This is a genomic window from Novosphingobium album (ex Liu et al. 2023), from assembly GCF_029076845.1.
Taxonomy (GTDB): Bacteria; Pseudomonadota; Alphaproteobacteria; order Sphingomonadales; family Sphingomonadaceae; genus Novosphingobium.
This window is the reverse complement of record NZ_JARESE010000062.1, coordinates 1-18,516: the sequence shown is the minus strand read 5'-3', so window position 1 is coordinate 18,516 and position 18,516 is coordinate 1. Positions and strand designations below refer to the sequence as shown.

Annotated in this window: 16 protein-coding genes and 1 pseudogene; 12 read left to right on the top strand and 5 right to left on the bottom strand. The window is 63.9% G+C overall.

Annotated elements, in window-relative coordinates:
* The gene (locus PYV00_RS17280; RefSeq protein ID WP_275229521.1) at positions 1-309 is read right to left on the bottom strand and encodes a hypothetical protein; all 309 of its coding nucleotides are present in this window, start codon (positions 307-309) and stop codon (positions 1-3) included.
* A 142-nt stretch (positions 310-451) separates the two neighbouring features.
* Between PYV00_RS17280 and PYV00_RS17275 the strand changes: the two genes are divergently transcribed.
* Positions 452-2,335: a potassium transporter Kup gene (locus tag PYV00_RS17275; RefSeq protein WP_275229520.1), complete on the top strand. Its 1,884-nt coding sequence runs from the start codon at positions 452-454 to the stop codon at positions 2,333-2,335.
* Between the two features lie 33 nt (positions 2,336-2,368).
* Here PYV00_RS17275 and PYV00_RS17270 read toward each other — a convergent pair whose 3' ends face one another.
* Together PYV00_RS17270 and PYV00_RS17265 are read right to left on the bottom strand one after the other, a co-directional pair.
* Positions 2,369-3,193 (bottom strand): DUF2306 domain-containing protein, encoded by an 825-nt coding sequence (locus PYV00_RS17270; RefSeq protein ID WP_275229519.1) that lies wholly within the window; start codon positions 3,191-3,193, stop codon positions 2,369-2,371.
* Positions 3,190-3,315, bottom strand: coding sequence for a hypothetical protein (locus PYV00_RS17265; RefSeq protein ID WP_275229518.1), 126 nt, complete (start codon positions 3,313-3,315; stop codon positions 3,190-3,192). Before PYV00_RS17265 ends, PYV00_RS17270 begins: the two co-directional genes overlap by 4 nt.
* A gap of 56 nt (positions 3,316-3,371) precedes the next feature.
* Here PYV00_RS17265 and PYV00_RS17260 point away from each other — a divergent pair, with 56 nt between their 5' ends.
* The 7 genes from PYV00_RS17260 to PYV00_RS17230 all read left to right on the top strand — a co-directional run bounded on the left by PYV00_RS17260 (position 3,372) and on the right by PYV00_RS17230 (position 10,873).
* Positions 3,372-4,334, top strand: coding sequence for a helix-turn-helix domain-containing protein (locus PYV00_RS17260; protein WP_275229517.1), 963 nt, complete (start codon positions 3,372-3,374; stop codon positions 4,332-4,334).
* Positions 4,335-4,512: 178 nt separating this feature from the next.
* The gene (locus tag PYV00_RS17255) at positions 4,513-4,845 is read left to right on the top strand and encodes a hypothetical protein (RefSeq protein WP_275229516.1); all 333 of its coding nucleotides are present in this window, start codon (positions 4,513-4,515) and stop codon (positions 4,843-4,845) included.
* Positions 4,846-4,877: 32 nt separating this feature from the next.
* Positions 4,878-5,123: a hypothetical protein gene (locus PYV00_RS17250; protein WP_275229515.1), complete on the top strand. Its 246-nt coding sequence runs from the start codon at positions 4,878-4,880 to the stop codon at positions 5,121-5,123.
* Between the two features lie 111 nt (positions 5,124-5,234).
* Complete coding sequence (locus PYV00_RS17245; RefSeq protein WP_275229514.1) at positions 5,235-5,645, top strand: low affinity iron permease family protein; 411 nt, start codon at positions 5,235-5,237, stop codon at positions 5,643-5,645.
* A 43-nt stretch (positions 5,646-5,688) separates the two neighbouring features.
* A complete protein-coding gene (locus PYV00_RS17240; protein WP_275229513.1) occupies positions 5,689-6,855 on the top strand; it encodes a zinc-binding metallopeptidase family protein in 1,167 nt (388 codons plus the stop codon).
* Positions 6,856-7,287: 432 nt separating this feature from the next.
* The gene (locus PYV00_RS17235; RefSeq protein ID WP_275229512.1) at positions 7,288-9,519 is read left to right on the top strand and encodes a glycosyltransferase family 4 protein; all 2,232 of its coding nucleotides are present in this window, start codon (positions 7,288-7,290) and stop codon (positions 9,517-9,519) included.
* A gap of 76 nt (positions 9,520-9,595) precedes the next feature.
* Positions 9,596-10,873 carry a glycoside hydrolase family 130 protein gene (locus PYV00_RS17230; RefSeq protein ID WP_275229511.1) on the top strand — a complete coding sequence of 426 codons (1,278 nt, stop codon included), beginning with the start codon at positions 9,596-9,598 and terminating at the stop codon, positions 10,871-10,873.
* Positions 10,874-11,078: 205 nt separating this feature from the next.
* Here PYV00_RS17230 and PYV00_RS17225 read toward each other — a convergent pair whose 3' ends face one another.
* A complete protein-coding gene (locus tag PYV00_RS17225) occupies positions 11,079-11,972 on the bottom strand; it encodes a LysR family transcriptional regulator (protein WP_275229510.1) in 894 nt (297 codons plus the stop codon).
* A 115-nt stretch (positions 11,973-12,087) separates the two neighbouring features.
* Between PYV00_RS17225 and PYV00_RS17220 the strand changes: the two genes are divergently transcribed.
* The 3 genes from PYV00_RS17220 to PYV00_RS17210 are packed head-to-tail and all read left to right on the top strand — an operon-like array spanning position 12,088 to position 15,025.
* Positions 12,088-12,924, top strand: a complete 837-nt coding sequence (locus PYV00_RS17220; protein ID WP_275229509.1) for an oxidoreductase — start codon at positions 12,088-12,090, stop codon at positions 12,922-12,924.
* Positions 12,925-12,974: 50 nt separating this feature from the next.
* A complete protein-coding gene (locus PYV00_RS17215) occupies positions 12,975-13,832 on the top strand; it encodes an aldo/keto reductase (protein WP_275229508.1) in 858 nt (285 codons plus the stop codon).
* Between the two features lie 17 nt (positions 13,833-13,849).
* The gene (locus PYV00_RS17210) at positions 13,850-15,025 is read left to right on the top strand and encodes an aldo/keto reductase (RefSeq protein WP_275229507.1); all 1,176 of its coding nucleotides are present in this window, start codon (positions 13,850-13,852) and stop codon (positions 15,023-15,025) included.
* 708 nt (positions 15,026-15,733) lie between these two features.
* On the opposite strand, the gene PYV00_RS17205 is transcribed toward PYV00_RS17210, so the two are convergent.
* The gene (locus PYV00_RS17205; protein ID WP_275229504.1) at positions 15,734-17,755 is read right to left on the bottom strand and encodes a calcium-binding protein; all 2,022 of its coding nucleotides are present in this window, start codon (positions 17,753-17,755) and stop codon (positions 15,734-15,736) included.
* Between the two features lie 121 nt (positions 17,756-17,876).
* Here PYV00_RS17205 and PYV00_RS17200 point away from each other — a divergent pair.
* Positions 17,877-18,451 (top strand): annotated as a pseudogene (locus PYV00_RS17200) (transposase); the annotation flags it as partial.
* Between the last annotated feature and the right edge of the window lie 65 nt (positions 18,452-18,516).

Sequence of the window (18,516 nt, the reverse complement as noted above, 5' to 3'; positions counted from 1 at the left end):
TCATGGTTTTCGTTTCCCTGTGGAAGTGAAGTGTCCCGGCAGCGGCACGTCGCGCAGCAGGCCGGGGCCTTCCATGGTCAGTGTGATGCCGCCGGTGAGCAGCACGAGCACGGCCGCGCAGGCCGCCAGATCGGCGGGCGTGGCCGGATGCGGCGCCGGGGTCAGCGCCATGTGGCGCGCCAGCAGCGCCATGTGCCAGCAGGCGAACAGCAGCAGCAGGCCCAGGCCGCGCATGGCGATCTCGGCCGGCAGCCACCGTTCGCCCGCGCGCAGGCGGGCGATCCTGGCGGCAAGAGCGCTTCGGTTCATGGTATCGGCAATTCCGTCGTGGAGTGACGGAACGCTAGGTGGGCGCGATGGCCGTTAAGCTTCCACGGGAAATTGGGCCGGCGGCGTAAAGTTTCCATAAAATCCGTGGCGATCGCGCGTGGATGCGCCTAGGCGCGGGCGCATGAGCGACGATTCCGGGCAAACCGCCCACAAGGAAGGCCTGACCACCCTTGCGATCGGCGCGCTGGGCGTCGTCTTCGGCGATATCGGCACCTCGCCGCTCTATGCCCTGAAGGAAAGCTTCGTCGGCCATCACCCGCTGGTGGTGGATCGCCCGCACATCTTCGGCGTGCTGTCGCTGATCTTCTGGACGATGACGCTGATCGTCACGGTCAAGTACGTCTTCGTCATCCTGCGCGCCGACAACAAGGGCGAGGGCGGCAGCCTGGCGCTGCTGGCGCTGATCACCCGCAAGCTGGGCCAGCATCGCCTCAGCCCGCTGATCGCGGTGCTGGGGGTGGTCGCCACCGCGCTGTTCTATGGCGATGCGATCATCACGCCGGCCATCTCGGTGCTGTCGGCGGTGGAGGGGCTCACCGTGGTCCACGCCGGGTTCGCCGAATGGGTGCTGCCGATCTCTATCGCCATCCTGTTCGGCCTGTTCGCCATCCAGGCGCGCGGCACGGCAGCGGTGGGCAAGCTGTTCGGCCCGCTGATGATCGTCTATTTCGCGGTGCTGGCGGTACTGGGGATCAAGGAGATCGTCCGCGCGCCCGAAGTGCTGCAGGCGTTGAGCCCGCATTACGCGGTCCAGTTCTTCGTGATGAACCCCACGCTGGCCTTCCTCGCGCTCGGCTCGGTGGTGCTGGCGGTGACGGGCGCGGAAGCGCTTTATGCCGACATGGGCCATTTCGGCCGCAAGGCGATCACGCTGTCGTGGCTCTACATCGCCTTTCCCTGCCTGCTGATCAACTATCTGGGCCAGGCCGCGCTGTTGATGGGCAACCCGGACGCGGCGGAGAACCCGTTCTTCCTGATGGCGCCCGAATGGGCGCGCCTGCCGCTGGTGGCGCTGGCCACGATGGCGACGATCATCGCCAGCCAGGCGGTGATCTCGGGCGCGTTCTCGGTCTCGCAGCAGGCGGTGCAGCTTGGCTTCCTGCCGCGCCTGCGCATCCTGCATACCAGCGCCAGCGCGGCCGGGCAGATTTATATCCCGATCATCAACTGGGGCCTGCTGGTGCTGGTCATCATGCTGGTGCTGGGCTTTCGCACCTCCACCAATCTGGCCGCGGCCTATGGTATCGCGGTGACGGGCACGATGTTCATCACCGCCTGCCTGCTGGGCGTGCTGGCCTTCTCCGTGTGGAAATGGCACCCGGCGCTGGCCGCGCTCGCCACCGGCGCCTTCCTGCTGATCGACGGGCTCTACTTCGCCTCGAACGTCACCAAGATCCCCGATGGCGGCTGGTTCCCGCTGCTGGTCGCCGCCGTGGCCTTCACCTTGCTGACCACCTGGGCCACCGGCCGGCGCCTGATGCGCGACCGGCTGCACGAGGATGCCATGCCGTTCGACCTGTTCCTCAAGTCGATCGGCGACAAGGTGCGCCGCGTCGCCGGTACCTCGATCTTCCTCGCCTCCACCACCGACGGCATTCCGCCGGCGCTGCTGCACAACCTGAAGCACAACCATGTCCTGCACGATCGCGTCGTGATCCTGACCGTGACCAACGAAGGCGTGCCCCACGTCCCGGCCGAGCAGCGCCGCGAAGTGGAGGATCTGGGGCAGGGCTTCTTCCGCGTGGTCCTGCGCTATGGCTTCATGGACGAAGTCAACATTCCCGCCGAACTGCGGCATGAAGAGCGCGCGGGCGGCCCGTTCAAGGCGATGGAGACCAGCTATTTCCTCGCGCGCCAGACCCTGATCCCGTCCAGCCGCCCCGGCATGGCGATCTGGCGCGAAAAGCTGTTCGCCTGGATGGTTCGCAACTCCGAAAGCGCGATGGAATTCTTCAAGCTCCCCACCAATCGCGTGATCGAGCTGGGCAGCCAGCTGGAGATCTGAACGGCGCGGAGCGCGAAGCTGCCGAACAACGGTTTACGTCATGTAGGGCGCCCACATGAAAGCGACCGCTCCCCCGGCTCCCAATATCGTTATGACCGTCATCACGACGATCAATCCGCCGACCGAATACTGGATCGGGGCACGGCGGCTGTCCTGTCCGCGGAAATAAGCCTCAAGCACCGCGAGCGGAACGAGATAGGCACCGAACTGCAGCGCGATGTCCGCCGGGCCCGAGAGGGTGTCGTTCATGCCGAGCCCCCCGGTGGTCAGCGCCCAGGCCATGATGCCGACCCGGAGGAACCACACGCCGTTGACGACCATGAACGCGCGCAGGGCCCAGCGGCGATGCCCGGCAAGATCGCGTCTGATCGCCGCGCGCCATGCGATCGTGGCGAACAGCAGGATCAGGACGCCATCGACGGACACGGCAATGCCGGAGATGGGCGAGAGATAAGTGTGACGCACCCAGGTCAGCCACAGGCCGCCAAGCGCCATCATGCCCGCGACGATGAAGAAAAGCCGCCCGTTCCAGCGGTGGAACGCGGGCGCGCGCCGACGGATCGCGGGCACAAGCTGCAGCAGGCCGCCAAGCGTCACGATGGCGGCCAGCAGAACGTGCGCGGCAAACATGGCATTGCCGATGTGATCGTCCGGCACATATCCGGTGATGATCGGCTTGTCGTTCCAGCCCGCGAAATTGCCGCTCAATGTCTTGCGGCCATAATGGGCGGCGATCATCCAGATGAAGGCCCCCTGGCCCAGCACGGCGACCAGGAACCATGCCAGGCCCGATCGGCGCAGTAGCCTTTCGCCGGGCGAGGGGCCGACGATCCCGGTTTCACTGACAGATGGCGTCATCGCGTCCTTTGCACTCCCCGTTCACTGGTGTGAGCCAGCGGCGTGCGGCGCGATGCGCGCGCCGTCTCGCCGATTTGGAAATCGGCCATAATTTTCTTGCCGCCGAGCAGCGCGGCCGCCAAAAAACACGAGAAAGCGAAGGGATGCGATGCACGCAAGAAGCCCGGTCTTGTTGCCGATGGTCGATGGCAGGCTGCCGGACATCGCCCTGTACGGCGCGCTGTTCGCGGGCGCCGTCGCGGCATTCTGCCTTGAGCGACTGACGGGAGGGGGTTTCGGCCTGACCTCCGACATCGTCGCGGTCGCCGGCAACGCGACTTGCGGCTGGTCATGGCTGCTGGTGAGGGCCCTGTTTCAACGACCCGCGGCGCGGCGCGAAACCTGGCCGCTGATGCTGGTGCTGGCACTGGTTGCCACTGGTGCATTCCTGCGGTTTGACGGCTCGGCTTCCGGCGCCATGCCGCGCATGATCGACAATGTGGAAACCCTGGTCAGCTCGACCTTGCTGCTGCTGGCGACGATCGAGCCGCTGAAGGCCATCGGCAGCGATATGACCCGGGCCGAGCGGCGCTTTCGCATCCTCTTCGCCGCCGGCTATGCCACCGTTCTGGCAATTGCCGTGCTGTGGGTGGACGGGTCTCCGGCCGACAGCATCGCGGGGCGATGGGGCGGTTGGATCAAGATGGGGTGTGCCGTGCTGGCCCTCTTGGGGATCGGCCTTGCCATCCTGTATCGCGGTCGCAATCCCTTGCCCGACGCGAGGAAAGCGAAGCCACGCACTCAATCGGGCGAGGAAGCCGCGCTTGGCGAGCGCCTGCTGCGCCTGATGCGGGATGAAGCTCTCTATGCGCTGCCTGACCTCAGGGTGGCCGAGGTCGCGCGGCGCATCGGCGAAGCCGAATACAAAGTGACCCAGTGCATCACGGGGGCGCTGGGTTTTCGCAACTTCAACCACATGGCCAATCATTTCCGCATCGGCGAAGCGCAACGGAGGCTGGCCGATGCCCGCCTCGATCCCCTGCCGATCCTGACGATCGCACTCGATTGCGGCTTCGGCTCGATCGGCCCGTTCAATCGCGCGTTCAAGGCGGAAACCGGAATGACGCCCACGCAATTCCGCAAGGCGCGCGCGACGCCGTAGAATTCGGTGCGCGGCGCGTCAAACGCCGCGCACCGGCCTGCCGGTCTCCGACGCGCTCAGTATCGTCAAGAGCGGGCCGTGGAGCTTTGCCGGGCGCAAGCTCGGCCCGCTTGTCACTGACGGGGCGGACGCCGCGATCGTCAAGGCTCCCATCCGGGGAGTCGACGAAGCTGGCGCGATGGTCGAGATCATCGCCCCAAAAATCAGCGGGGTCGAGCTTTCCAATGACGACATGCTCGGCGCGCACCAGAAGATTGATGGCGGGTCGTCAGTGCTTTACGACGCGGCGGCTAAGGATTTCCTGACCGACGCCTTCGCGCATTGCATGTTCATCGGCATGGGGCCCGGCATCGGTCCGCTCCTCGCCAAGACCGGCCTTGCTGCAGACCCCGACGATGGCTGCCTCGTCCTTGCGACGCCCCATGACGCAAAGGCGTTTGTCGCGGCCCTGGCGCCGCTACGTTTCCGGGCGCGTGAACCGCTCCCTGGCCTCGACGCGCTCGCTGCCTGATTTACCATGGGCCATTTTGAGAGGAGAAGAAAATGGGTATCGCAGGCGAAATCAAGGAAGCCGCCGGCGCCGTGACGGAAGAAATGTACGGGCACGGCAAATCGCCCGAAGCCCGGCGCAAAGCGCAGGAAGGACGCGATCTGCGCCACGAAGGCCGTGTGGAAGATGGCAAATCTCCCCAGACCACCCCTCCGGGAACCGATGCGACAGTTGTTCGTCTGAGCTCCCAAACAGATGCCTCTTCATGCGGAAGAACCGGACGCACGTGGATTTGTTGAGCTGGCCTGGCCGGGTATTCCTTCCGGCGTGTCGATAGGTGCCGTCGCCGGAATGCAGCCCAAGGCAAGAGCGCCGGAATGCGTTTGAATGGATCTCATGAGGAAAATGCCATGGAGAGGTTTTTTACGCGAGTGGCGAGCGCGGTTTCAAGATATACTGGTCAGCCGATCACGTTTATGGTTGCCCTTGCCATAGTCCTGATCTGGGGGATCAGCGGACCGATCTTCAAATGGTCTGACACATGGCAACTGGTAATCAACACCGGGACGACCATCGTCACGTTCCTGATGGTATTCGTCATCCAGAATGCCCAAAACCGGGATGCGAGCGCGGTCCAGGTCAAGCTCGATGAATTGCTGCGCTCGATCGCGGATGCCCGTGACAGCTTTATCGGGATCGAACATCTGACGGATCAGGAAATCTGCGAAATTCGCGAGCGGTTGGAGCGGGATCTGGCGGAACACCCAGACCGGGCCCAAGCTGTTAACCAACAGCTTGGCCGGCTGATCAAGCGCCGTTGAAACTTCCCGAAAGCGGGAACGAGTCACTACCCGCGATGTTTGGATGTCCATTAAGGGGTATCAACCGGAAACCACAATGCGTCCCTATCCTTGCCCGAATTGTACCCAGCTCAATCATTTCGAAGTTCGTGTCTGCCCATGGTGCCACGCGACTCTCGGCTACGATCCGGCGATCGATGGATTCCGCTTCCTTGCCGACGGGGCGACTGTATGGCGGGATGGCAACGGCGCGCCAGGACAAGTCGTGGTCTGCGCAAACAACAACGAATATCAGATCTGCAACTGGCTCGTCGAAAGCAGCGCTCCGCTCCATATGTGCCGCGCCTGCAGGCACAACCGCACTATTCCCGACCTGACCCAGCCTTGCGTACCGGAGCGCTGGGCCAAGATCGAAGCTGCCAAGCGGCGTTTGTTCCATACCCTGAACAAGCTGGGCCTGCCGCTGGAAACCAAGGCGGAGGAAGCTCCCGGACGGCAAGGGCTGGCTTTCGATTTCCTTTACGATCCCGCCGCGGAAGAAAGCGGGCAGCCGGAGATCATTACCGGCCACGACAAGGGTATCATTACCCTCAACCTGATCGAAGCGGATGATGCGGAACGGGAGCGTATCCGAACACGGATGGGCGAACCCTATCGCACGCTGCTCGGCCATCTGCGGCATGAAGTGGGCCATCATTTCTGGTCACGCCTGGTTGAACCGGATGAGGCGGAACTGGAAAGGTTTCGCACCGTGTTCGGTGATGAGCGCATCGATTACAAGGAAGCGCTGAAGGTCCATTACGATGCGTCGAACCAGACGGTGTGGACCGATGCCTTCGTCAGTGCCTATGCCATGTCCCATCCGTGGGAGGATTTCGCGGAAAGCTGGGCCCATTACCTGCACATCGTCGATGTGCTGGCGACCGGCAATGGTTTCGAGATGACATTGGCGCTGCCTGACGGCGCAAGCCGCGCGGAATTGTCCGTCAGGATAGATCCCTACACCGCTGATGCGGTTACGCTGGCAAGCCATATGGCGCCGCTGGCGCTGGCGCTGAACGCGATGAATCGCGCCATGGGCCTGCCCGACCTTTATCCGTTCAATCTTTCGCACAGGATTGTCGAAAAGCTCGCCTATATCGGCGACCTCATTTCCCGGTCCCGCGTTCCAAACTCTGGTGGGGAGCCCAATGTTGGTGGCCCCGGCGCGCGCGTCGATGAACCGGCCTGACGGGCCTCGTCAAATGGCAACGGCTCTAAAATGACATCACCTCCGCAAGCCCCAAGCCCGGAAAGGGAGGTTAGGGCGGCGGGCGCGGGGTTGATGCAGGTGACCGACGAGGAACCCGGAATCCGCAGAAAAAAGGGGGGTAGGGGCTTGCGCTACTTCCTGCCTGACGGCCGGCCAGTGAAGGACCACCACAGGCTGATCTGTCCCTGCCAATATGCGCGTGCCGCCATGCTCCGCCTCCCGACCACGCAAAAGCGGGCGGGCGGGCTTGGTTCCCGTTTCCGAGCTGACCATGCGACGAGCGCCCCATCCCTGAATCGCTGATGGTCAGGAACCGAACGCTCTGCCCGAGGTTTCGTGAAGGCGACCCATATTGGGACTTCGCGCTCGGACAGGGACTCGAATGGAATGAAAGACCGAAAGATTTCCCCATTGTCCCACGTTGCCGTGATCGGCAATGCGTTGCCCCGGCAGTGCGGCCTGGCGACATACACCAGCCACAGCGTCAAGGCCCTGCGCGAACATGTGCAGGGTCTCATCGTCGACCATTACGCGATGGATGACGGCCATGGCGTGGAATATGGCGACTATGTCAAGCTGACAATCGACGAGGGCGATATCACCGCCTATGTGCGTGCCGCCGCGACGATCGAGCGTTCGGGCGCGCAAGTCGTATGGCTGCACCACGAATACGGCATTTTCGGCGGACAGGATGGCGACCATATCCTTGCCTTCCTCAATAATCTCAGCCTGCCGGTCGTCGCGACGCTGCACACCGTGCTCGCCGAGCCCAACCCCAATCAATATCGGATCATGCGCACGCTGATCGGCCGCGCCGATCGGCTGATCGTGATGGCGCAGCGCGCTGCCGATCTGCTGGTGAACGTCTATCGCGCCGATCCCGCATGCATCTGCGTCATCCCCCATGGCGCGCCGGACCGGGCGCTATCCGATGCCGCGCGGATGCGCGCAAGGATCGGCCTGGGCGAAGGCCGCATCGCGCTCACCTTCGGCCTGCTTTCGCCCGGCAAGGGCATCGAGACAGTGATCCGCGCGCTGCCGCGGGTGGTCGATCGCCATCCCGACTTGCGCTACCTCGTCGTCGGCGCGACCCACCCGGCCCTGATCCGCTCGCAAGGCGAGCGCTATCGCCAGAGCCTGCAGGCGCTGGCCCGCGATCTTGGCGTTGAGCGTCACGTCCAGTTCGTCGATCGCTTCCTCGACGATGAGGAACTGCTCGACTATCTCCAGGCCGCCGACATCTACTTGACCGCCTATCTCAGCCGCGAGCAGGTGACATCCGGCACGCTCTCCTATGCGTTGGCCATGGGCCGGCCGGTCATCTCGACGCCCTATTTCCACGCCGAGGAAGCGCTGGCCGACGGCGTGGGCTCCCTGGTCCCGTTCGGCGATGTGGAGGCGATCGCCGACGCGCTTCACGCGCACCTCAGCGACCCGGATTGGCTTGCCGCCCATTCCCGTCGCGTCTGGGAGGCGGCGCGGCCCACCATCTGGGCGCAGAATGCGCGCGCGGTGATGGACGAAATGGTCAAGGCGCTCTCGATACAACCCGTGCCGATCGTACGGGGGCAGCCGCTTGCCGCCGCCGATTTCGTGGACATCTCCGGCATGGCCGCGTTGACCGACGATGTCGGCATCATCCAGCATACCGTGCTCGGCATCCCCGACCGCAGCCATGGCTATTGCCTCGACGACAATGTCCGCGCGCTGATGCTTACCAGCGCGATCCGCACCGCCAGCTCCGCAGTGCGCGCCCGGCTGACCCGCATCTATGCGGCATTCGTGCAGCATGCCTGGAACCCGGAAGAGAGGCGCTTCCGCAATTTCATGGGGTTCGATCGCAGCTGGCTGGAGAGCACCGGCTCGGAAGACTCCAACGGCCGCACGCTCTGGACGCTGGGTGAAGTGGTCGCCTCGTCCTCGGAGCCGGCGATGCGCCGCTGGGCGAACGGGCTGTTCAACGAGACGCTCAGCCTGGTCGAGCAGCTGCAATCACCGCGCGCGCGCGCCTTTGCCGCACTCGGCATGGCGGCGGTGCTCGAACATGAGCCGACGCATCCGCGCTGCGGAACGATGCTGCGCGACATTGTCGATGCACTCAAGGCACTGCTCGATCGCACCCGGCGGCCCGACTGGCCCTGGTTCGAAATCGTCCTCGCTTATGACAATGCCCGTCTGCCGCAGGCGATGATCGAAGCCGGCCGCGTCCTTGGCGATGCCGAAGCAGTCGAGCTCGGGCTCGAGTCGCTGGACTGGCTGCTGGAGGTGCAGCGCGCTCCGGCTGGCTATTTCCGCCCGGTCGGCAGCGAAAGCTTCGGTCGGCCGTTCGCCTCGCCCGAACCCTTCGACCAGCAGCCGCTCGAGGCATCGGCCACGATCGAGGCGTGCGCGTCGGCCTATCGCGTTGATCCGCGCGACAAGTGGATCGGCGCGGCGCGGCGGGCCATGGCCTGGTTCGAGGGCGAGAATGATCTCGGCCAACCGCTCATCACCGAGAATGGCACGATGTGCTTCGACGGACTGACGCCGGCCGGCGTCAATCTCAATCACGGTGCGGAGTCCGTCCTCGCGCTCCAGTTCGCGCGTCATGCCATGACGAGGCTCATGGGCGAGAACTATCGGGGCTTTGCCGCGGCGAGCTGAGATGGCGCGGTCATCGGCGCGCGCGGCGCTGAAAAACAGCAATTGCCGAATCGGGGAACACACGTCTTCTAGCCGCATGCCGATCTTTCGCCGTCTTCCCCAGCGCCTGAATCCCGACCCATCACGCGTGGTCATCCGCCCGTTCCAACTGTCCTGGCAGGCAGAGGGCCTGGCGGTAAGCCGCGCCGAGCGGTTGGTGGAGGATGTGCTGGGCATGGACGAGACCACCGCCGAAGCGGGGCTCGCCGCCGTGCTTAACGATTTCAAGTGTCGCCACTGGCAAATCGAGCGCGTGTTCCGCAGCCGTTTCGCCCAGATCTTCGCCGAGCTCGGGCTCGACGCGGGAAGCATCTCGGACCCAAAGAAGCTGTTGATCGGCGCCTATTTCTGTCACGAATACAGCTTCGCCGCCGCCGCATTGATGAACCCCTCAGTGGTGCCGCATCCCGACCAGTCCGGGCTCGACTCCCAGTCCATACGCATCATCCTGTCGCTGCGCGCGGTGGGCGAAGGGCATATAAGCTCGATCGCCTTTTGCGAGGGTATCGTGGGGGCTGATTCCAGCCTCGAGCTGGTCGGCCGGCCACCCTTCGCCACTTCGGCGATCCTTGCCGAGGGGCCGGACAATTTCGCCCGTGTCATAGTCGAGCGCGATCGCGACAGCACGCTTTCGGAAACCGTGATCTTCCCGGTGACACCCGCCCAGGCCAATGGCCTGGAGGATCTGCGCCTCACCACTTTCGTCCATGAGGACGGATCGACCGAATGGATCGGAACATACACCGCCTATAGCGGCTCGGCGATCCGCTCCGAACTCATGCGCACCAGGGATTTCAAGCGCTTCTGCTTGCAGCCGATGCAGGGATCGGCCGTGCTCAACAAGGGTATGGCCCTGTTTCCGCGCATGGTCGACGGTCGTTACCGGATGATCGGGCGGCAGGACGGCAAGAACCTCTTTCTGCTCGAATCCGATGACCTCACCGTGTGGGCGGGCGGAGTGCTGATCCTCGAGCCGAAATTCCCTTGGGAGTTCATCCAGATCGGCAATTGCGGCCCACCCATCGAGACCGACGACGGCTGGCTGCTGCTTACCCATGGCGTCGGGCCGATGCGCAAATATGCGCTCGGCGCGACCCTGCTCGACAAGGACAATCCCGCCAAGGTGCTCGCCCGCACTGCCGAACCCTTGCTGGCCGCGGCCGATCATGAGCGCGAGGGCTATGTCCCCAATGTGGTGTACACCTGCGGGGCCCTGCGCGTGAACAACACGATCTTCCTGCCTTACGGGCTGGCCGACAGCTCGGTTGCCTTTGCCTTTGCAGATCTCGACGACATCATTGCGCTGATGAGCTGAAGCGCTGCAACCTTCCCACCAGCCGCTCGGCAGTGAGGACCGGCGCTGGCCCCGCGAGATGGGATGGTTCCTCGATCGCGAAGTCGTGCTTGTGAAACGGCTCGACCACTCGCGCGAGAAGGGTTTGGCTGCCATTCGCGATGGCGGGACCTGGCGCTTTGATGGAGAAGGTGAGCGACGCCCAATACGCGCAGGCGGTGGGCGATCAGCCCCGATAGCGCAGCGTTTCCACGAGCAGCGAGAAGGCCGGCGAGGCATGGCGACGGCTCGGATAATAGAGATGATAGCCCGGAAACGGGCCGCACCAGTCCTCCAGCACGCGCACCAGGCGGCCTTCGGCGACATGAGAGAGAACCTGATCCTCGGGCAGGTAGGCGAGCCCCAGCCCGTCGAGAGCCGAATTGAGCCGCAGGCTGATATTGTTGAAGACCAACTGTCCCTCGATGCGGACGTTCACCTCATGGCCGTCCTTGTCGAGATCCCAGGGGAAGATGCCGCCATAGGTCGGGAGCCGAATGCCGATGCAGTTGTGCGCGGTGAGTTCCTGGGGCGTGAGCGGTATGGGATAACGAGCGAAATAATCGGGGGAGCCGACCACTGCCATGCGCATGTCCGGTCCGATCCGCACCGCGATCATATCCTTGGCGACCTGTTCGCCGAGGCGCACGCCGGCGTCGTAGCCCTGCGCGACGATATCGGTGAGCCCATAGTCGACGATGATCTCCACCTTGATATCGGGATTGTCGAGAAGCAGGCCGCGCAACGCCGGCTGCAGCACGAACACGGCGGGATGCTCGCCGGCATTGATGCGGATCACGCCGGCGGGCTTGTCGCGCAGCAGGCTCAGTTCGCCAAGTTCCTGTTCGATCTCCTCGAAGCGGGGGGCCAGCGTGTCCAGGAGCCGGCGTCCCGCCTCGGTCGGCGCGACGCTGCGTGTCGTGCGCGTGAGCAGCCGAAGTCCAAGCTGTTCTTCAAGGCCACGGATCGTCTGGCTGAGCGCCGATTGCGAGACGCCGAGCTTGGCTGCGGCGCGAGTGAAGCTGAGTTCCTTGGCGACGACCACGAAGGCTGCCAGCACGTTGAAGTTCTTGATCCGCATTGATTAGCCCACCTTATTGCGGCATGTCGATTATAGGCGCTAATCGATGGCGGCGGGAAGTCCTATCTCCGATTTGAACGCGGGGGCGCACGAAGTCATACAGCAGGAGTTCTCGATGGCCACTTGGTTCATCACCGGATGCTCATCCGGCCTCGGCCACGCTCTGGCGACCGCCGTCCTCGAAGCCGGTTTCAACGCCGTCGTCACCGCCCGCGATGCCGGCAAGGTGAAGGAATTCGAGGAAGCCTTTCCCGGCCAGGCACTCGCCGTTGCGCTCGATCTGAATGACAAGCCGTCGATCGGCGACGCCGTTGCACAGGCGACGGCACGGTTCGGCGACATCGACGTGCTCGTCAACAATGCCGGCTACGGCTACCGCGCGGCGATCGAGGAAGGTGACGAGCATGACGTCGCCGAGCTGTTCGCCACCCACGTCTTCGGCCCGGTCGCGCTGATGAAGGCGGTGCTACCGGCGATGCGCGCGCGGCGGCAGGGCACGATCGTCAACTTCTCCTCGATCGCGGCACAGTTCTTCAATCCCGGATCGGGCTATTACTCCGCGGCCAAGATGGCGCAGGAAGGCATCACGCTGACCCTCAAGATGGAGGTCGAGCCGCTGGGGCTTCGCGTGATGGTGATCGAGCCGGGCGCGTTCCGCACCGACTTCGCCGGTCGCTCGCTGAAGGGTGTCAGGACCGCGATCGATGACTATGCCGACACGGTCGGACCACGTCGCAAGGAAAACGATCGTACCGACGGGACCCAGCCGGGCGATCCCACGCGCGCGGCAAAACTGATCGTCGAAACCGTCGCAAGACCCAGGCTGCCGAGCCGGCTGCTGCTCGGCAGCGACGCGGTTACGATCGTGCGCAAGGGCCTGAACGCGCAGCTCGCGGAGATCGACGCAGCGCAGGCCACGAGCGAAGCCACCGATTTCCCGAACAACGACTGAGATCAGGCGGCAGACCGCCAGCGTCTTGCAGGCCATGAGAAAGACTGACCATGACGAGCGATGTCCCCACCGTGAGGCTGAACAACGGCGTCGAGATGCCGTGCCTCGGCTTCGGCGTTTTCCAGGTGCCCGACCCCGCCGAGTGCGAGCGCAGCGTGCGCGACGCGATCGACGTCGGCTATCGGCTGCTCGACACGGCCACCTCCTATGGAAACGAGGAAGCTGTCGGCCACGCCATCAAGAACCATGGGATTGATCGCAAGGCGCTGTTCGTCACGACCAAGCTGTGGATCGAGGACGCCAGCTACGAGGGCGCGAAAGCGGCCTTCGAGCGTTCGCTCAACAAGCTGCAGCTCGATTACCTGGACCTCTGGCTGATTCACCAGCCCTATAGGGACGTGTACGGCGCTTGGCGCGCGATGGAGGAACTGCACCGCGCAGGCCGCATCCGCGCGATCGGCGTCAGCAACTTCTACCCCGACCGGCTGGTGGACTTCGTGCTGCACAACGAGGTTACACCGGCAGTGAACCAGATCGAGATTCACCCTTTCCACCAGCAGGATGATGCGAAGGCGATTCTAGACGAGTACAACGTCCAGGCCGAAGCATGGGGGCCGTTCGCCGAGGGCAAGAACGGGCTGTTCTCAAACGAGTTGCTCGCCGGCATCGGCACCAAGCACGGCAAGAGCATCGCGCAGGTGGTGCTGCGCTGGCTGAACCAGCGCGGCATCGTCGCCATCCCCAAGTCGGTGCGCAAGCAGCGCATGGCGGAGAACTTCGCCATCTTCGATTTCGAGCTGGATCAGGACGACGTCGCCGCGATCGCCACGCTCGACCAGAAAGCCAGCAGCTTCTTTGACCATCGCGATCCCGCGATGGTGAAGTGGCTCGGCACGCGCAAGCTCTAGACCCGCGGATCATGGCCATGGACACCAACCCCACCAAGGAGGCGAACGCGATGGAGAAAGCAGGATCGGGACAGGTGAGCCGGCGCGGTCTGCTCGGCGTCGCAGGTGCGGGGCTGGCGGCCGCTTCGCTCGCGGCAGGTGCCGTCAGCGCAGCACCGCCCACCGCCAGGCAGGCCGGCTCTCGCCGGAAGCTCGGATCGCTCGAGGTCTCCAGCATCGGGCTTGGCGTCCAGAACATGCATAGGACCTATCAGACGACCATCCCCGATCGAGCCGAGATGATCCGCATCATCCGCGCCGCATATGACCGGGGCGTCACCCTGTTCGACACCGCGGAAGCTTACGGGCCGTTCGAGGACGAGCGCATCCTGGGCGAGGCCGCGCAGCCGTTCCGAAACAAGATCGTCATCACTTCGAAGTTCGGGTGGAACATTGCACCGGACGGCAAGCGGGTCTCCAGCGATCCGCTCAACAGCCGCCCGGAGCATATCAAGGCGGCGGTCGAGGGATCGCTGAAGCGACTGCGGACCGACCACCTCGACATGGTCTATCAGCACCGCGTCGATCCGGCGGTGCCGATCGAGGACGTCGCCGGCGCGATCAAGGATCTGAAGGCCGAGGGCAAAGTGCTCCACTGGGGCTTGTGCGAGATGGGACTCGGCACGCTGCGCCGCGCCCATGCCGAACTGCCGGTGGCCGCAGTCCAGAATGAATATTCGATGCTGTGGCGCGGCCCTGAGGCCGAGGTGCTGCCGTTGTGCGAGCAGCTCGGCATCGGGTTCGTACCGTGGAGCCCGCTCGGGGTGGGCTTTCTCACAGGCGCGATCGATGCGCAGACAGCTTATGCGCCCGGCGACATCCGCGGCAGGGAGACCCGCTTCTCGCGCGAGAACGTCACGGCCAACTTGGCACTGGTGACGTTGCTGAAGCGCTGGGCCAGCGCCAGGCAGGCAACGCCGGCGCAGATCGCGCTTGCCTGGCTGCTCGCGCAGAAGCCCTGGATCGTTCCCATCCCGGGGACCACCCAGATGGCGCACATGGTCGAGAATACCGGCGCGATGGCGATCCGCTTTACCCCGGCCGAGGCACGGGAGCTGAACGCGGCGGTCGCGGCGATCACCGTCAAGGGCGATCGGCTGCCGCCCGCCGTACAAGCGTTCTCCGGGGTCGAGGCTCCGCCGCGGCCATCGTGAGCGGTTCCGACAGCTTTTCGTGCCGCGCGGTGCTTGCGGCGCCCGCTCTTGCCGCGTTCGCGAGCACCGCGGCTTGCGCCCGGAAAGGAGGATCGACATGGATGCAAGGGTCAAAGACGCTCGTCGCCTAGCCCAGGCGGCGGCACACGTCCGCCGTCGCCATCCCCGCTTCGTTGCGGACACGTCCATATCACCGGCGGTAAGGTCGCCTTCGACCCTTCGTTCAAACAGCATAACGCTCGACGAGGGAGCGGGAGCCATTGGCTCGAGGATCGTGGGTTCGACCGTTTCCCTGTCAGATGACCGGACGGGACTGACCGTGTCGATCGGCGCCGGGGGGTGGCGATCGATTTCGCCGGTGATCAACGGACCTTGTATTATGATGCGCAGATCGGGCGCGTAGCGCTTGACACGCTGGTGCTTGCGGTATCCGGGGGGAGGTGCCGCTCACTATCGACGGGATCACTTTCGGATGGCCGTGGTGGTTACCAACGCGTCCTTGCAAGGCCGTCTGTGGGAAGGCAAAGTCGCCATCTTCACACGCTACGCAAATGTCAGCGGAGTTTCGACTGAAGTCATTTCCTGTAGGCCAAGCAGAACCTCACCCGCCTGCGGATCGTAGCGAAGTATTCTGGTGGAACCATCAAACGCTATCGGCATCCCTGCGGTGCCGAACGGCACGCTGACGTTCAGCGCCACACTGACCAACTACACGCTGGATCCTTCGATCCGGCCGAGGAAGGCAGCTGGCGCACCTGCTACCGTGAGACCATTGCCGCCCCGGTTGAACGACCCGTCCAGCGTCACGTCGCCCTTCGTCAATTCGACATTCTCATTGCCGCTCGTGCCAAAGATGTTGAGGTTTCCGCCGGCAACAACTTCGCCGCCTTGAGAGAGAACCAGATTTGATCTGGCGTTCGGGTCGAGATCCGGGGCTACAGCCGTGCCATCTGCGGCGACCGAAATTGCTTCTGGAGAACTGCTGACGGACTGGCCGCCGAACATCACGGTTGCGGAGGCGGGATTGTATTGCAGCGACCGAATGCCATCGGCAAATTCGATGGCCATTCCTGCAATGCCGACGGGGATCACCACGAAGGTGTCGGCGTCGCTGAACACGGCGCTCGAACCGGACAGGCTGATCTTCCAGTTGCTCGCATCGCCTTCGAACCTGACGAGATCGCCTCCCCGGTTGAACGAGCCGTCGAAGGTGATCGATCCGGGCCGGTTCAACACCGCGATATCCTGGGAGGCGTTGGTGCCGAAGACCTGACCGTGCCCACCGATTTCACCGGAAAAGCCGCTTTGGGTATACAGCCTCCATTGATCGCTCGGGAGGATGGGGGCGAGCACGTCTTTAGCGCTCAACTCGCCGTCTGCGAACAGGAACAACTCGACTCCTGAAACGATGTCTTCGCCATCATTCCAGCCGTCCCGGTTGTCGGTTATGCGAAATCCGCCGGACACGCTGGTCACGGAATATTGATCGCGGTTGCCATTGTAGACTGCGGTGTCGGTCCCGGTGCCGCCGTCGATCGTATCATTGCCCTCGTTTCCACGAAGCCAGTCGTCGCCGGTTCCGCCGTAGATTGTGTCGGCGCCTGCGCCGCCTTCGACCTCATCATCGCCGGCCTCGCCATCGACCAGATTGGCTTCGACCCCGCCACCTCGCACGATGTCGTTGCCTTCACCGCCATAGAGACGGTTCGCGCCGTTGCCGCCTTCGATGAAATCCCTGCCGCCACCGCCATGCACAACATCGTCGCCGCCATTGGCGCGAATGTCATCATCGCCCTCGCGTCCATCGAAGAAGTCTGCGCCGCTACCGCCCGAGAATAAGTCCGCGGCAGAACCGCCGGATACGTGGTTGCTCCCCGAGCCGAAGGACAGGAACCATAGTTGTTCGACGTTGGTCACCATGCCGCTGGTTGCGAGTAGATCGATCGTAATTTCCACGCTTGAGTTTGCTGCGTTGAACTCGAGCATGTCGAAGCCCTCGCCGCCGTCACTCACGTCGGCGAAAACGCCGACGTCGCCGTAGCTTAGCAGTCGATCGTCACCCGCGCCGCCGCTCAGGTGATCGACGCCCTCTCCGCCGGAGAGGGCATCATTTCCCGCGCCGCCAATGAGGACGTCATCGCCGGCGTTGCCGGTTAGTTCATCGTCTCCGCTTCCGCCGGTAAGTCGGTCGTTGCCCGAGCCTGCGGAGAACGACATGCTTTCGATCCCGATAATTCGGGTTCCCAACACCTGGGTCTCGACACCTGGATCCGAAAGGTAGGCCGTCAGATCAATGCCGGCGATCACATAATAGAAGCGTACGTGATCGTTTCCCGCCCCACCATCGATCAGTGCGTCGTGGCTCCAGTCGAAGGTGTCGTCTCCTTCGCCTCCGTAGAGCAGGTCCCCGAAGCTGCCACGGATCGTGTCGTTGCCGCCCTCGCCATAGATCGTGTCAGTTCCAGACTCGCCATACAGGTTGTCGTTTCCGGGCCCTCCGCGCAAGGTGTCGGCACCCTCGTCCCCCTGCAGCCCGTCATCGCCTTCTCCTCCGTCGATGGTGTCATTGCCCTCACCGCCATGCAGGTTGTCGTCCCCGTTGCCGCCGAGAATCTCGTCGTCACCGCCGTTGCCGAGCAGGTAATCGTCACCGCCAAGGCCCTCGATGCGTTCGCTCAACTTGGTCCCATAGTACGAATCGTTGCCGTCCGTACCGATATAGTCCGCCATGTGATCTCTCCGCCGCTCGCTGCCAGACAAGTGATCTGCCCCCTTCTGGGTGGCTCATCGACTATCATAGTCTGGACCACGGAAGAGGAATGGAAAAGCTCGCAAGCACAAACCCGAGGAGATCATCGGCAAGCTGCGTAAGGCGGAGATCGTGTTGGCGCAGGGCGGAATGGTGGCCGACGCCTGCCGCCAGATCGGCGTTACCGAGCAGAGCTACTACCGCTGGCGCAAGGAGTACGGCGGCCTGAAGATGGATCAGGCGCGGCGGATGAAGGATTTGGAGCGAGAGAATGCCCGGCTGCGGCAGGCGGTGTCGGATCCGACGCTCGACAAGCTGATCCTGCAGGAGGCCGCGCGGGGAAACTATTGAGCCCCGCACGGCGTCGGCGCTGCATCGATCATATCCGAGGGATGATGGCTGTTTCCGAGCGGCGGGTGTGCCGTGTGCTCGGGCAGCATCGATCGACACAGCGCAAGGCGCCACGCTGGGCGGACGACGAGGCGGCCTTGACCGAGGACATCATCGCTCTGGCCCGGCAATATGGCCGCTACGGCTATCGCCGGGTGACGGCCTTGCTGCGCGACGCAGGGAGGCACGTGAACCGCAAGCGGGTCGAGCGCATCTGGCGGCGCGAGAGGCTCATGGTGCCACAGAAGCAGCCGAAGCGCTCACGGCTCTGGCTCAACGACGGATCATTGTAGCGCGACGATTACGGAGTCCGGTCGGCGTCAATTTTGATGGCCGATAGGTGGCCGCGCCG